Origin of the sequence: Streptomyces sp. ALI-76-A, from assembly GCF_030287445.1 — a bacterium.
In the GTDB taxonomy this organism is placed as follows: Bacteria; Actinomycetota; Actinomycetes; order Streptomycetales; family Streptomycetaceae; genus Streptomyces.
Map to the genome: position 1 here is coordinate 27,068 of NZ_JASVWB010000004.1, position 14,067 is coordinate 41,134.

At 73.4% G+C, this 14,067-nt stretch carries 13 protein-coding genes and 1 pseudogene; 5 read left to right on the top strand and 9 right to left on the bottom strand.

Translation table 11 applies throughout. The features are described from left to right. Positions 1-81: 81 nt before the first annotated feature. Positions 82-645, bottom strand: a complete 564-nt coding sequence (locus QQS16_RS36715) for a TetR/AcrR family transcriptional regulator (protein ID WP_286066862.1) — start codon at positions 643-645, stop codon at positions 82-84. Continuing rightward, a complete protein-coding gene (locus QQS16_RS36720; RefSeq protein ID WP_286066863.1) occupies positions 642-1,004 on the bottom strand; it encodes a DUF1304 domain-containing protein in 363 nt (120 codons plus the stop codon). Before QQS16_RS36720 ends, QQS16_RS36715 begins: the two co-directional genes overlap by 4 nt. A 190-nt stretch (positions 1,005-1,194) precedes the next feature. On the opposite strand from QQS16_RS36720, the gene QQS16_RS36725 reads away from it, so the two are divergent. Beyond that, positions 1,195-1,587 carry a VOC family protein gene (locus tag QQS16_RS36725; RefSeq protein WP_286066864.1) on the top strand — a complete coding sequence of 131 codons (393 nt, stop codon included), beginning with the start codon at positions 1,195-1,197 and terminating at the stop codon, positions 1,585-1,587. A gap of 107 nt (positions 1,588-1,694) precedes the next feature. On the opposite strand, the gene QQS16_RS36730 is transcribed toward QQS16_RS36725, so the two are convergent. Then, a complete protein-coding gene (locus tag QQS16_RS36730; RefSeq protein WP_286066865.1) occupies positions 1,695-1,991 on the bottom strand; it encodes a DUF4235 domain-containing protein in 297 nt (98 codons plus the stop codon). Positions 1,992-2,005: 14 nt separating this feature from the next. Beyond that, positions 2,006-3,031, bottom strand: coding sequence for a glutathione S-transferase family protein (locus QQS16_RS36735; RefSeq protein WP_286066866.1), 1,026 nt, complete (start codon positions 3,029-3,031; stop codon positions 2,006-2,008). A gap of 131 nt (positions 3,032-3,162) precedes the next feature. On the opposite strand from QQS16_RS36735, the gene QQS16_RS36740 reads away from it, so the two are divergent. Continuing rightward, positions 3,163-4,134 carry a cation diffusion facilitator family transporter gene (locus QQS16_RS36740; RefSeq protein ID WP_286066867.1) on the top strand — a complete coding sequence of 324 codons (972 nt, stop codon included), beginning with the start codon at positions 3,163-3,165 and terminating at the stop codon, positions 4,132-4,134. A gap of 69 nt (positions 4,135-4,203) precedes the next feature. Here QQS16_RS36740 and QQS16_RS36745 read toward each other — a convergent pair whose 3' ends face one another. Beyond that, a complete protein-coding gene (locus QQS16_RS36745) occupies positions 4,204-4,647 on the bottom strand; it encodes a nitroreductase family deazaflavin-dependent oxidoreductase (RefSeq protein ID WP_286068096.1) in 444 nt (147 codons plus the stop codon). A 209-nt stretch (positions 4,648-4,856) separates the two neighbouring features. Between QQS16_RS36745 and QQS16_RS36750 the strand changes: the two genes are divergently transcribed. Further along, positions 4,857-5,291: a nuclear transport factor 2 family protein gene (locus tag QQS16_RS36750; RefSeq protein WP_286066868.1), complete on the top strand. Its 435-nt coding sequence runs from the start codon at positions 4,857-4,859 to the stop codon at positions 5,289-5,291. 12 nt (positions 5,292-5,303) lie between these two features. Here the strand turns inward: QQS16_RS36750 and QQS16_RS36755 are convergent, their stop codons facing one another. Then, positions 5,304-5,933 carry a LysE family transporter gene (locus tag QQS16_RS36755; RefSeq protein WP_286066869.1) on the bottom strand — a complete coding sequence of 210 codons (630 nt, stop codon included), beginning with the start codon at positions 5,931-5,933 and terminating at the stop codon, positions 5,304-5,306. A gap of 150 nt (positions 5,934-6,083) precedes the next feature. Here QQS16_RS36755 and QQS16_RS36760 point away from each other — a divergent pair. Together QQS16_RS36760 and QQS16_RS36765 are read left to right on the top strand one after the other, a co-directional pair. Beyond that, positions 6,084-6,300 (top strand): annotated as a pseudogene (locus QQS16_RS36760) (aldo/keto reductase); the annotation flags it as partial. Positions 6,301-6,872: 572 nt separating this feature from the next. Further along, the gene (locus tag QQS16_RS36765; RefSeq protein ID WP_286066870.1) at positions 6,873-9,053 is read left to right on the top strand and encodes a ricin-type beta-trefoil lectin domain protein; all 2,181 of its coding nucleotides are present in this window, start codon (positions 6,873-6,875) and stop codon (positions 9,051-9,053) included. 7 nt (positions 9,054-9,060) lie between these two features. Here QQS16_RS36765 and QQS16_RS36770 read toward each other — a convergent pair whose 3' ends face one another. The 3 genes from QQS16_RS36770 to QQS16_RS36780 form a co-directional block, all read right to left on the bottom strand. After that, positions 9,061-10,317: an SLC13 family permease gene (locus QQS16_RS36770; RefSeq protein WP_286068097.1), complete on the bottom strand. Its 1,257-nt coding sequence runs from the start codon at positions 10,315-10,317 to the stop codon at positions 9,061-9,063. Between the two features lie 135 nt (positions 10,318-10,452). After that, positions 10,453-11,097 (bottom strand): DUF4232 domain-containing protein, encoded by a 645-nt coding sequence (locus QQS16_RS36775; RefSeq protein ID WP_286066871.1) that lies wholly within the window; start codon positions 11,095-11,097, stop codon positions 10,453-10,455. 334 nt (positions 11,098-11,431) lie between these two features. Beyond that, positions 11,432-13,813 (bottom strand): SpoIIE family protein phosphatase, encoded by a 2,382-nt coding sequence (locus QQS16_RS36780; protein WP_286066872.1) that lies wholly within the window; start codon positions 13,811-13,813, stop codon positions 11,432-11,434. Positions 13,814-14,067: the final 254 nt, after the last annotated feature.

Below are 14,067 nucleotides of genomic sequence, written 5' to 3' on the forward strand. Positions count from 1 at the left end.
ACCTGGGCGGCGTACGCACGCACTCCGGAGTGCGTGGAGAAGCGGCCTGGGGCCCAGGAGGGCCGGAGCCGCACGCGGCGCTCACCTGCTGGTGTGCAGGGCGACCAGCAACTGCCACACCTGGTCGGCGATCTGCCGCGCGTCGGCGTCGAGCAGCCCGTGCAGCCAGTCGGCCAGGACCCCGGCGAAGGTGGCGGCGACGGCGGAGGCGACCAGGGGCGCGTCCGCCGCACCGGCCAGTTCGCGCTCGCGCAGGCTGTAGGACCGCAGGTCCCGGTGCAGCACCCGCCCCAGCGGGCCGCCGCCGCCCGGGGCCAGCAGTGCCCGGTACAGCGGGGTGTGCGGGGCGAGCGAGGCGAAGAACTCCGCCAGCGCGGGCGGCGCGTGCACCGGGTCGGGCCGTCCGCGCCAGGCGTGCAGCGCGTCCACGGCGTCGCGGACGACGTCCGCGCAGGCGTCGACCGCCAGTTCCTCCAGGTCGGCGTAGTGCACGTAGAACGTGGCCCGGCCGACCCCGGCCCGCCGCACCAGCGCGGCCACGCCGACCTCCGACAGGGGCCGTTCGGCGCACTCGTCGAGGAGGGCCCGGCGCAACCGCTCCCGGGTGCGGGCGGCCCGCGGGTCCCCGGCCCCGTCCCGGCTCACCGCGCGAGCAGCACGGCGCCCAGGGCGAGCGCACCCGGCAGGGCCTGCGCGAACAGGATGCGGCGGTTCGCCGTGACGGCCCCGAACACGCCCGCGACCACGACACAGCACAGGAAGAACACCTGGGCGCGGAAGCCGGTCGGATCGGCGGCGATCAGGCCCCAGACCAGACCGGCCGCGAGGAAGCCGTTGTAGAGGCCCTGGTTGGCGGCCATCGGCGCGGTCGTCCGGGCCGTCTCGTCGTCGAAGCCGTGCAGGCCCCGGCCCGGCTTCTTCCGCCACAGGAACATCTCCAGCACCAGGATGTACACGTGCAGGGCGGCCACCAGCCCGACCAGCACGTTCGCGACCGTCTCCACGCGCGGGGCGCTCCTTCGTCTTCAGCAGTCTTCAACAGGTCTCGTCGGCAGAGAACCTGGACAGGTGTCCATGATACATGGACACCTGTCCAGGTGACGGGCCGCCGACTGAATCCGGCGGCTCGGGATATCCGCAAGGAAGAGGGCGGCGGGGCACGACGCCTCGCGCCCCGGACCCTTCGGAGGAGACATGGCCTTGGTGAAAGCGGGCGTCATCGTGCTCGACTGTGCCGAGCCCGAGAAGCTCGCGGTGTTCTACAAGGAACTGCTGGAGGCCGAGCAGGTGCACGAGAGTGCCAACCGGGTGGAGATCAGGGGCGGCGACGGGTTCCGGCTGGCGTTCCGCCGCGACGTGAACGCGACGCCCCCGAGCTGGCCCCGCCCCGAGAACGCCCTCCAGGCCCACCTGGACTTCCTGGTGGAGGACCTGGACGAGGCGGAACGCAAGGTCATCGGACTCGGCGGGCGTCCACTGGAGACCAAGGACGCCACCGGCCCGTACGAGGAGCGCGGGTTCGCCGACCCGGCCGGCCACTCCTTCACGATCCGCCTCGTTCCGTCGACGGCGCCCAAGCAGGGCTGAGATCCGCCGAGCAGGACTGAGCGCAGTCCGAGCGGGCCGGCCGGGGACCGAGGGGGTGCCGTCCGGATCATCCCGGACGCGGGGTAAACCGGACGGCACCCCCTGGATCAGTCCCGGCCGCCCTTCTCACCGGCCGGCCAGACACCGGTGGAACGCTCGATCGCGGTGGCGCCCGCACGGTCCACCGCGCTGCGCACCACGGCGAAGATGGCGCCCTGGACCGCGGCGGCCAGCAGGATCTCCCCCCAGCCGCGGTCCCGGTCGAGGGCGTCGGGCGCGTCGTCCTCGTGCCGGATCGCCTTCCAGGTCTTCTGGAAGGCCAGGCCCGCCAGGGTTCCGCTGGTCCAGCCGAGCACGAAGCCGAGGGGCTTGTAGGCGATGGGCAGCTTCTTCTTCTTTCCCACGTGAATCTCCTTGGTCAACGGGTGGGTCGATGGTGTGCGGGGACCGCCTCGGCGGGCGGCACCGGACCCGGCGGCGTTCCGTCGCCGAACGGCCGGCCGCCCAGCTGCTCCCGGTGATGGGGGGTCAGCCAGCCCGCCAGGTCCGGCCCGAGCGGCACGACGCCGGTCGGGTTGATACCGGCGTGCACCTGGTAGTAGTGCCGCTTGATGTGATCGAAGTCGACCGTGTCGCCGAAGCCCGGTGTCTGGTAGAGGTCACGCGCGTACGCCCACAGCACCGGGTTCTCCGTCAGCTTCCAGCGGTTGCACTTGAAGTGACCGTGATAGACGGCGTCGAAACGGACCAGCGTGGTGAAAAGCCGGATGTCCGCCTCGGTGATCGTGTCGCCGACGAGATAGCGCTGCCGGGCCAGACGCGGTGTCAGCAGCTCCAGACGCCGGAAGACGCCCGCGCAGGCGGCTTCGTACTCCTCCTGGCCGGTCGCGAAGCCCGCCCGGTACACGCCGTTGTTGACGTCCTCGTAGACCTCCGCCATCACCGAGTCGATCTCGTCGCGCAGCGCCCGCGGATACAGGTCGGGTGCCCCTTCCCGGTGCAGGGCCGTCCACTCGGTGGCGAGGTCCAGGGTGATCCGCTGGTAGTCGTTGGTGACCAGCCTCCCGCTCGGCACGTCCACGACCGCGGGCACGCTCACCCCGCCGGGGTAGTCCTTCTCCCGCTTGTCGTAGGCCTCGCCGAGGTAGCGGATGCCGAGCACCGGGTCGCGGCCGTCGGGGTCCAGGGTGAACCGCCAGCTGCGGTCGTCCTGGATCGGGTCGGCGACGGCGAGGGACAGGGCGTCCTCCAGGCCGAGGAGCCGCCGGGAGACCAGCGCCCGGCTCGCCCACGGACAGGCGCGGCTGGCGACCAGCCGGTAGCGGCCGGCCTCCACCGGCCAGCCGTCCCGGCCGTCGGCGGTGATCCGGTCCGCGAAGTGACTCCGGGACCGTTTGAACGCCTTCCTTCCGTACCCGCTGTTGCCGTCCTCGCCGGTGCCCATCGTTCCTCCCTGCCTGTGCTCCGCGGTACGCCCGCCGCTGTGGCCCGCGGTGCGCCTGCCTCGGAGAACGCGTTCCCCGTTTTCCGCCGACGGCACGGCGTGAGTCGAAACGACGCGGGCAAGCGGCGGAGGTGACAGAGACAACCGCACGACAGAAGGCAGACCGCAAGACCCGCGTCACCGTGCTCGTGGCGCTCGCCGCGAACCTGGTGATCGCGGTGGCCAAGGCAGTGGGCGGCCTCCTCGCCGCCTCCCCGGCACTGCTCTCGGAGGCCGCGCACTCCGTGGCCGACAGCCTCAACGAGGTGTTCCTGCTCGCCGCGCTGCGCCGCAGCCGCCGACCCGCCGACCGGCGCCATCCCTTCGGCTACGGCAAGGAACGGTTCTTCTGGTCGTTGCTCGCCGCCGTCGGGATCTTCGTGATGGGCGGCTGCTTCTCCTTCTTCCAGGGCGTCGAGGCCCTGCGCAACGGCGCCGAGGAGAAACTCAGCGGGTACGTGGCCGGCCTGGTCGTGCTGGCTGTCGCCCTGCTCGCCGAGGGGGCCTCGCTGCTGCGCGCCCTGTACCAGGTGCGCCGGCAGGGTGGCGGTGTGGACGGACTGCGCGATCCCGCCCTGCGCACCGTCATCGCCGAGGACGGCACCGCGGTGGTCGGCGTCACCCTCGCGATGGCCGGCATGGCGCTGCACATGGTCACCGGCCAGGTCGTGTGGGAGGCGTCCGCGTCACTGGCGATCGGGGTGCTGCTCGTCTACGTCGCCTTCCGGCTGGGACGCGACGCGCGGGACCAGCTGATCGGGGAGGCCGCCGAGCCGGAGGCCAGCGGCAGGATCCGGGCGGTGCTGGACGCCCAGCCCGAGATCGACAGCGTGGAGGCGCTGTTCACGATGAAGATGGGCCTGGACTCGCTCCTCGTGGCCGCCCGCGTCGACCTGATACCCGGCATGGACAGCGAACGGGTCGAGGAGGTCGCCGTACGCATCAAGCGGTCGATCGCCAGTACCGTCCCCGGGACGGACCAGATCTTCCTGGACGTGACCGACCGTCCCGCCGAGGAGGCGCGGGAAAGCCCCGCCGCGACGGGGGAGCGCGGCGGGGCCTGACCATCGAATGCCCGGCGGACGCGAGTCCATGCGTGCGCCGGGCGGAACTTTTTTCCGAAGCGGCCGGCGCTACTCGACGGGATCCAGCACGAAGACCGGTATGTCCCGGTCCGTCTTCTCCTGGTAGTCGGCGTACGCCGGGTAGGCGGCGACCGCGCGCTCCCACCACTCGGCCTTCTCCGCGCCGGTGACCTCACGGGCCGTCAGATCCCACTTGCGCGGACCGTCCTGGAGCTCCACCCGCGGGTCGGCCTTGACGTTGTGGTACCAGACCGGGTGCTGGGGCGCACCGCCCAGGGACGCGACGACGGCGTACCGGCCCTCGTGCTCGACGCGCATCAGCGGTGTCTTGCGCAGCTTGCCGCTCTTCGCGCCCCGGGTCGTCAGCAGGACGACGGGCAGGCCCGTGTCCAGCAGTGTGGTCCCCTCGGTGCCGCCGGAGCTCTCGTACAGCTCCACCTGTTCGCGCACCCACGTGGTCGGGCTGGGTTCGTACTCGCCCTCAAGAGGCATGGCATCCGTCCCATCGGTCATCGACTACTGCTCGTTCGCACGCAGTCCAACATCCGCACGCGCGGAAATCATCCGTGTCGTCTGCCCCAGCGGCTCCGCATGACGCCGCCCGGCCATTACCTCGCCGGTAATCGCCCGCACCGACCAGGTACGGCACAGTCGTGGGCGAACCGGCACCACAGCCGTCCGTCCGACGAGAGGGCCGCCCCGTGACCACGACCACCGACCCGACCACCCGCGCCGTCGTCGGGGAACTGCTCGCGCGGATCGGCGCGGGCGACCCCGAGCGGATCGCCGAGCTGTACGCCGAGCGGACCGACTGGCGGCTCAACTGGCCCGAGGACGAGCACGGCCGCGCCGCCACCCCCTGGATCCGGCACCGCGCCACCCGCGCCGACGCCGCCGCCCACTTCCGGGACCTGGCCGCCCACCACGTCGCCGGCCAGGACGCGACCCGGATCGAGCGGATCCTGGTGGACGGCGCCGACGCCGTGGTGCTCGGCGAGATCCGGCAGACCGCCGCCGCCACCGGCCGGCCCTATCGCGCCCGGTTCGCCCTGCACCTCACCGTCGAGGACGGACTGATCGTCCGTCATCACGTCTACGAGGACAGCCTCGCGGTGGCCCGCGCCTTCACCCCGTGACCGCCGGGCTCCTCACGACGGAGCCACCATGCGCACCGCCAGGACCGTGATCACGCCGCTCGACAGCAGTGCCGTCACCAGCCGGCCCCGGTGCCCCGTCAGAGCCCGGCCCAGCAGCGCGCCGCCCCCGGCGAGCAGCACCTGCCAGCTCGCGGACGCGGCGCAGGCCGCCAGCACGAACACCCCCTGTTCCAGGGGCCGTACGGCCACCTCGGCACGGCTGCCGAGCACCAGGGCCGCGAAGTAGATCACGGTGGTCGGGTTGAGCAGGGTGATCCCGAGCAGGGCCAGGTACGCCCGTGCGGGGCTCGGGGGCGGCGGCTCGGTGCGGAGGGTGAGCCGGTGGCCGCGGTACCGGCGTACGGCCGTGACCGTGCCCCCCACCGCCAGCGCGAGCAGCACCAGGGCGGAGGTCCACCGCAACGGCCCGAGCACCGGCCGCAGCACGCCCGCCAGGGTCGCGCCCCCGAGGGTGGCCGCCAGGGCGTACAGCCCGTCGGCGGTGGCGATGCCGAGCGCGGCACAGACCCCGGTGCGCAGGGACGTACGGGCGGTGAGGGAGACCAGACAGGTCGCGACCGCGCCCACGGGAACGGCGATGCCGTACCCCGCGAGCAGACCCGCGACCAGGGCGCCGGTCACGAGCCCGTGAACCTGGGTCCCCGCTCTCGGCCGGGCTGCTGTCGACGGCACACCGGGCGGACGTCGGCGGTGGTCGGCGGCAGGAGGACAGCGGTCGTCGGCATGGCCAGATCCTGCGGGTACGGCCCCCGCGACGACAACCCGTTTTCCGGGGCGGTCACCCGGATCGCGGACGACCGGGGTGTGCCGCGCGCCCAGGTGGCCCTCGCCTGGCTCCTGCGGCAGGACACGGTGGCCGCACCGATCATCGGCGCGTCCAGGCCGCAGCACCTCGAGGACGGTGGCCGCCGTCGAACTCCAGCTCAGCGACAAGGAGACCGAGGAGCTGGAGCACCCGTACACCACCCGGCCCGTCGTCGGGCACTGAAGGGTCCCGAGGAGTGCGGCAGATCACGGGGCCGTCGACGACGGGCCGCAGCCGGCGCGCGGCCCGGCCGGCGGGGGCGCCGGGTGCGGTCCGCGCGGCGCGATCCGGGGCTCCGTACGGCCCGCGCCGAGCGGTCCAATGGTTGCCACGTGATCCGCGTAGACCGGCGGGACACGGGATGGGGTGGCCGTTCAATGGTTTGAGCGGTCCGGGCCGACGGGCAAGTGAATCCCATTTCCGAATACGACGTCGATATGGCGGCAATCCGGAAAAGCCGACGGGTTGACAGCGAGTCAAATACCGACGGCGGGGACGCAATGCGCAAAACCGGGGGATCACTTGTTCCAGCTCGCTGGCCTGTGCAAAGGTGTGCGTTGTCGGCGCACGTACAATGAAGTTTCCCCTGTGCGCACGAGGCCGCTCCTGTTCGCTCCCCACGCTCCAAAAGAGCTGTATCCGGCGGACGTTCGAGATGCCGAACCCTGTGCGGGTGGAGTCCGTCGCGCCTGTCGGCGGCACCGCATACCGATTGGTATGGACTTTGTGTAGCACGTCCTCGGAGGAATGCCGCAGTGAATGACGCAGGCCTGTCGAATTCCCCGGCTCCCGCGCGCCCGTCCGAGGCCACGGACGAGCAACTGAGTGCCGAGCTCAGGAAGTGGAGTGGGGCGACGCCCGCGTTGCAGCCCGTCGGTGAACTCCTCGACCGGCACTGGGAAGCGGCCTTCGCCTACGCCCGGTTGTGCACCGACGGCGCCCACCCCGCGGGAATGCTCACGACCGCCGCCTTCACCCGGCTCTTCGGGGAGACCCTGCGCCAGATCGGACCGACCTCCGCGTGGCGGCCGCACCTGCTGGTCACCGTCCGCCGTATCGCAGCCGAATGGGACACCGACCGCAGGCGCGAGCAGCTGCATCCGGAGCTGAGGACCCAGGGCGACGGCGGAGACCGGATCGCGGCGCGGCTGCTGCCGCCCGCGAACCGGCGGCTGCTCTCGGGGGCGTTCCAGCGGCTGCCCCAGTCGGCCCGCTGCCTGCTGTGGCACATCGAGGTCGAGGCCGAACCGCTCGCCGTCCCCGGCGCCCTGCTGGGGCTGGACGAGGAGGACGCCCGCGTCGAACTGCGGCGGGCCCACGACCGGCTCCGCGAGGAGTGCCTCCAGGTCCACCGCGAACTCGCCCCCGAGCAGGAGTGCCGGCACTACCAGCGACTGCTGGACGTGAGCTACCGGCGCGGCGGCGTCGACCTGGACGCCGACCTGCGCGGCCACCTGGACGGCTGCGAGCACTGCCGGTACACCGCGGACCAGTTGCACCAGTTCAACCAGGGCATCGGCGGTGCCCTGGCCGAAGCGGTACTGGGCTGGGGCGCCCACGCCTACGTGGCGGCGCGCGCCCGCCTGCACCCCGCCCGGGACGAGAGGGACACACAGCTCGCGGCGCCGCCGAAGGAAGCCTTCTTCCCGGTGCCCGAGCGGATCCCGGGCGAGGCGTTCTTCCCGGAGCCGCGGAGGATCGCGGGCGAGAACTTCTTCCCGGAGCCGGAGAAGGCCACGGGTGAGGGCTTCTTCCCCGGCCCGGGGCCCGTCCCGAACGAGGCGTACTTCCCCGCGCCGGTGACCGCCTCGAACGAGGGGTACTTCCCCGCGCCGGTCGCCGTCCCGGACGAGGCGTACTTCCCGCAGCCGGGGCCCCCGGTCATGCCGGACGCGGAGGAGACCGCCTCCGCACCGACCGCGCCCGTCGGCCCCCGCACCGGCTCTCGTGCCTCCTCCCGCAGGTCCACCCACAAGTCCCCCCACAAGTCCGCCCGCCGGGTGTCCCGCCGCAACCTCAGCGCGGCCGTCCTGACCGTCGGCGGGCTGATCGTCCTCCCGCTGGTCCTGTGGTCCTCCCTCGGCTCCTCGGACGGGACGCCCCAGGCGGACGACGGCCGGCCCTCCGACGCCCCCGGCGGCAGCTCGGGCACCTCGTCGTCCGACCCGTCCTGGGCCGACGCCGGGGACGCGGAGCAGGGCACCATGCGCGGCCGGCTGCACAACGTCGCCTCCGGGCTGTGCGTCGGCATCGTCGGGGAGAAAGCCGTCGAGGGCGCGGAGACCGAACTCACGGAGTGCTCCTCGGACCGCGGCCAGCAGTGGTCCTACGAGCCCGATGGGCTGTTGCGCAGCGCGGAGACCCCCGATCTCTGCGTGGACTCCCGCCTCGGCTACTCGGTGCGACTGGCCCCCTGCACCGGCACGGCCAAGGCCGCGACCAGGAACGTCCGCTACGACTTCACGCTCCAGGGCGCCCTCGTACCCCGCTGGAACCAGGACCTCGCCCTCGCCCCCGCGGCCACCGACGCGGGGGGCGCCCTGGTCGTCAAGACCCGTGACGACGGCTCCGCCCAGCGCTGGGTGATCGACACCTCGAAGACCGACCTCCAGATGGAGGTGGTCAACTGGGACGTCGGCAGCACCGCGTCGCGGACCCCCGAGCCCACGCCCACCCCCGAGGCCCCGACGAGCCCCACCCCGACGCCCACGCCGTCCGCGACCCCGTCGACTCCGCGGGCCACCCCGACGCCGACGCCCACGCCGCCGAACCCGTACCCGACGGCCGCGCCCTGTTCCCCATATCCCTACTGCTCGGGGGGCGGCCAGTACGGCGGCGGCTACGGCGGTGGTTATGGCGGCGGATACGGCGGTTATGGCGGATATGGCGGCTACGGCCCGTACGGCTACGGCCCGTACGGCGGCGGTGGCCGCTGACGGGGGCTCAGGCCCCGACGACCTGGAGCGACGCCCACAGGGCCAGCACGGCGGGCACCAGCGCGGCCGGGACGGAGAGCAGCCCGAGCCGGGTGAACGTGCCGAGTCCGACGTCGTGCCGGTGCTCGTGCGCGATGCGCCGCCACAGCAGCGTGGCCAGCGACCCGGCGTAGGTGAGGTTCGGACCGATGTTCACGCCGAGCAGCACCGCGAGCACGGCGCCGGGTCCGGCCGCCGCGGTGAGCGGCAGCAGGACCAGCACCGCGGGCAGGTTGTTGATCAGGTTCGCCAGTACGGCGGCCAGGACGGCGATGCCGAGCAGCGCGACCGGCCCCGTCCCCTCCGGCAGCACGTGCCGCAGGGCGTCGGCGAGGCCGTGGTCGACCACGGCGCGCACCACCACGCCGAGCGCGAGGACGAACGCCAGGAACGCGGGCGACGCCGCCCGCAGCACACCGGACGGTGTGGTCCGCCGCCGCAGGAGCGCCCGGACGGCCAGCACGAGCGCCCCCGCCAGCGCGGCCCAGGCCGGCTCGGTGCCGAGGGCGGAGGTCACGACGAACCCGGCCAGCGTGCAGGCGACGGTGACCAGCGCGAACAGCGGCAGCTCGGGCGCGTCGGCCGGATCGGGGGAGGGGGCGGCCCGCGTCAGCTCGCGGCGGAAGAAGCGCCGGAAGACCAGGTACTCGGCGGTGATCGCGACCAGCCAGGGCAGCGCCATCAGCGCGGCGAACCGGGTGAAGCTCAGCCCGCTCGCCGTGAACGCCAGCAGATTGGTCAGGTTGGACACCGGCAGCAGCAGTGAGGCCGTGTTCGACAGGTGGGCGCTCGCGTAGGCGTGCGGCTCGGCGGCGACCCGCATCCGGGAGGCGGTGGCGAACACCACCGGCGTCAGCAGCACCACCGTGGCGTCCAGGCTGAGGACCGCGGTGATGGCCGACGCCAGGACGAACACCGCTGTCAGCAGCCGCCGCGGCGATCCCGCCGCCCACCGGGCCATCCACGCCCCGCACGCCTGGAACAGACCCTCGACGGCACAGAAGTGGGCGAGCACCAGCACCGCGGCGAGGAACCCGATCACCGGACCCAGCCGCTCGGCCTCCTGCCGCGCGTGCTCCAGCGAGATCGCCCCGGTCGCGATCACCACCCCCGCCGCCGGGACCGCGACCACCGCCTCCGGCCGTCCGAAGGGCCGCAGGACGGCCCAGGCGAGCACGGCGACGAGCAGGACGACGGACAGGGACTCGGCGAGCGGGGTGTTCAGGACCGGATCCTTCGGAACGCGGCGACGACGGACCCGGACATGAAAGCAGGCCAGGGTAAGAATGCCGGGGTCACCCCGGACGGCCGCGCGGGGCGCCCCGCGCGGCCGTTGCGACGCGGCGCGGCCCCGCCTTCCTCACGCCCCGGTGCCCGGGCCGAAGGGGATCAGACGCACCGACGACTCGTTGCCGGACACCGGGATCTCCCCGGCCTTCCACGCCACCTTCAGCGGGTCCCGCTCGTCCGGCGGGGTCACCAGCAGCGACGCGGGAGTGGCCGCGCGCGCCCCGCTGATCCGGGGGGCGGCGAACGACAGCCCGGCCCACGCGCTCTTACCCGGGGCCAGCGTGACCGTCTCGGCGGTGCCGGCGGACCGCTTCGGGTCCGGGCCCAGCTGCCTGCCCGCGGCGTCGAGGAACGCGGCCCCCGGATAGCCGCGCAGGGTGCAGGTGCGGCCGGAGGTGTTGGTCAGGACGAGGGGGAAGTTCTGCTGCCCCGCGCCCGGGTTGTCGCGGCCGACGGACGCGCTCAGCTCGGAGGTGCGGCAGCGGCCACCGTCGGCGGTGGCCGGGGTGTCGGTCTCGCCCTCGGTCGCGGTGCCCGTGGCGGAGGGACTTGGCGAGGCGGTCGTGGCGTCGCCGGTCGCGGGCGGGCCGGACACCGTCCGCGCGGGGCCCGCCGGGTCGTCTCCGCCGCCGCACGCGGTCAGCAGGCCGAGCACCGCGACCGCGCCCGCCGTCAGCCCGGCCGCCCGCCGAGCGCCCTGGGACGTCTTCGCCATGTCTGTCTCCACTCCCGGAGAATCTCGCGCACGGGGCACTGCCTGCCGACCCACGTGTGTCCGGCGCCCTGTGCCCCGGCACCGGGGGTCCGATGGGGACGGGCGCGGAACGGTTCGCGCGCCGCCCTCGGGAAATCGTGTCACTTTCCGACGCGTCCGGCCTCCAGGAGGCGTACCCGGCCTCCCGGATCCGGCCGGTCGCCGAGGCACGGTGCCGCCCGGCCGCCGCACCCGCGCACAGCCGCCGCCGTCGGCGACCGTGTGCCGGGGTGAGCGCGGCCTCCGAGACCCCGCGGACTGCTCCGGAGCCGCCTGACCGGCCCACCCGACAGGCTCACTCCTGCTCGACGAGCGTGACCTCCGCCCAGATCGTCTTGCCCTCGGCGGTGTGCCGGCTGCCCCAGCGCTGGGTGAGCTGGGCGACCAGGAGGAGGCCCCGGCCGCCCTCGTCCCATGTCTTGGCCCGGCGCAGGTGCGGGGCCGTGTGGTTGGTGTCGGACACCTCGCAGATCAGCGTGGCCGCGTCGTGGATCAGCCGCAGCCGGATCGGGTGAGCGCCGTACCGGATGGCGTTGGTGACCAGCTCACTGACCACCAGCTCGACGGTGAACGCCGCCTCGCTCAGGCTCCACAGAGCGAGCTGGGCGACGACCTGCTTGCGGATCGGTGAGACGAGCGCCGGGTCGGCCGGGATGTCCCAGGTGGTGACCTGGGAGGCGGGCAGTCCCAGGGTGCGGGCCAGCAGCAGGGCCACGTCGTCCGGGGCGCCGCCCGGCGGGAGCAGGCTGTGCAGGACGCGGTCACAGGTCTCGTCCAGGGAGCCGGTTCCGGCCGCCAGCGCCTCGCACAGCAGCGTGTGACTGGCGTCCATATCCCGCTCCCGGGTCTCGATCAGGCCGTCCGTGTACAGCGACAGCACGGTGCCTTCGGCGAGCGCGAGCTCGACCGACTCGAACGGCAGCCCGCCCAGGCCCAGCGGCGGACCGGGCGGCAGATCGACCTCCCGGGGCGTGCCGCCCGGCGGGAGCATGACGGGCGCCGGATGCCCCGCCCGCGCCAGCGTGCAGCGCCGCGACACGGGGTCGTACACCGCGTAGAGGCAGGTGGCGCCGACCTCGCCGGGACTGCCCTCCCCGCCGGCCTCCGCGGACAGCCGTACGACCAGGTCGTCCAGGTGGGTGAGCAGCTCGTCCGGGGCGAGGTCGATGTCGGCGAGGGTGCGGACGGCGGTGCGGAGCCGGCCCATCGTCGCCGAGGCCTGGATGCCGTGGCCGACGACGTCGCCGACGACCATCGCGACCCGCATGCCGGACAGCGGGATCACGTCGAACCAGTCGCCGCCCACCCCCGCCCGGGCCGCCGGGAGATAGCGGGAGGCCGCCTCCACGGCGGCGGTGCGCGGCAGCGACCGGGGCAGCAGGCTGCGCTGGAGGGCGAGGGCGGTGTCACGCTCGCGGGAGTAGCGGCGGGCGTTGTCGATGCAGACGGCGGCCCGGGCGGTGACCTCCTCGGCGAGCAGCACGTCGTCGCGGGTGAACCCGTCCGGCCGCCGGAAGCGGGTCAGGACGGCCACGCCGAGGGTCTGGCCGCGGGCGAGGATCGGCACGGACATCGTGGAGTGGATGCCGTACTGCTCGATCCGTTCGAGGCGTGCTTCGTCCCAGGACAGCCACTCGGTCAGATCACCGGTCTCCGCCGAGGCCACGATGGTGTGGCCCGCCACCAGCGAGTCGGCCTGCGGCGAGTTCGCCGGGTACACGTCCACCTGGCCCGGCTTGGCCACGGCCTCCGGGTCGCCCGGGTTGACCGAGCGGTGAGCCGCCCGGCGCAGACTGACCGGCGCGGTCAGCCCCCCGGTGGAGGGCTCCCCGCCGGCCTCCGCGGGGTCCAGCAGATCGACACTGACGAAGTCGGCCAGGGCGGGCACGCAGACGTCCGCGAGCTCCTGCGCCGTCCGGGTGACGTCGAGGGTGGTGCCGATGCGGACGCTCGCCTCGTTCACCAGTTGCAGCCGCTCCCGCGCCAGGTACTGCTCGGTGAAGTCGTGGGCGGCGACGCACACGCCCCGCACCCGGCCCGTGTCGTCGGTGATCGGCGCCATCCGCGCCAGCCAGGCGTTCATCCGGCTGTGGTCGCCGATCGGCAGGTAGGTGCGTACGTCGTGCCCCCGGCCGCTGGTGAGCACCTGGTGCAGATGCTGCTCGATGTCCGCGCTCTGCGCCCGGGCGCTCAGCTCCGACACCTTCAGCCCCCGTACCCGCTCCTCGGGCAGCCCGAGCACCTCGGCCATGGCGGAGTTCATCCGGCGCAGCCGCAGCCGCTCGTCGTAGATGGCGACGGCGCAGGGGGACTGGAGGAGCTGGGCCCGCTCCAGGGGGTCGTCGGGCGCGACCGGGCCGTCGCCCTCCAGCGGGGTGATCACGAGCCAGTGTGCCGGGCCGTCGCCCACCGGTGCCCGGTGGTGGACGAGCAGCCAGACGGTCACCGTCGAGCCGTCACGGTGACGCAGGGTGAGCGTGCCGTCCCAGCGGGGTTCCCGGGGCACCGGCAGCGCGGCCGGGTCGGCGAGCAGGCCGGCGGCGGGACGGCCGAGGACCTCGGCGGCCGTGTGACCCAGGAGCCGACGTGCGCCGTCGTTCCACTCGACGAGCGTGCCCGCGTCATCGATGACGGCCCGCGCCGTTGCGGCGTCGTCGGACGGGTACACGGGGCTCATCGGCGCCACTCCATTGCGCACACTCACAGTGAACAGATGCTTTCACTCGGGTTCCAGCCTAGTGCGTCGGGAGCCCGCGCGAACGGGGAACCCCGGTACGGGCGGCTCGGTGGCCGGGTCCCGGTCAAGGGGGAGATCCGGCCGTTGTGGCGTCCGGGACAGAAGCTCGCCCCCGCACTCTTGACGGGCCGGAGTGGCAGGCAGTCAGAATCTGTTTGGTCACGATCAGTTGTGAGTACTTCTGGGCCCTGATG

Excerpts from the sequence above, each read along its gene's own strand:
- QQS16_RS36745 (WP_286068096.1), bottom strand. The coding sequence starts at position 4,647 with ATGCCTCTTGAGGGCGAGTACGAACCCAGCCCGACCACGTGGGTGCGC.
- QQS16_RS36735 (WP_286066866.1), bottom strand. The coding sequence starts at position 3,031 with ATGGGCACCGGCGAGGACGGCAACAGCGGGTACGGAAGGAAGGCGTTC.
- QQS16_RS36775 (WP_286066871.1), bottom strand. The coding sequence starts at position 11,097 with ATGGCGAAGACGTCCCAGGGCGCTCGGCGGGCGGCCGGGCTGACGGCG.
- QQS16_RS36725 (WP_286066864.1), top strand. The coding sequence starts at position 1,195 with ATGGCCTTGGTGAAAGCGGGCGTCATCGTGCTCGACTGTGCCGAGCCC.
- QQS16_RS36780 (WP_286066872.1), bottom strand. The coding sequence starts at position 13,813 with ATGAGCCCCGTGTACCCGTCCGACGACGCCGCAACGGCGCGGGCCGTC.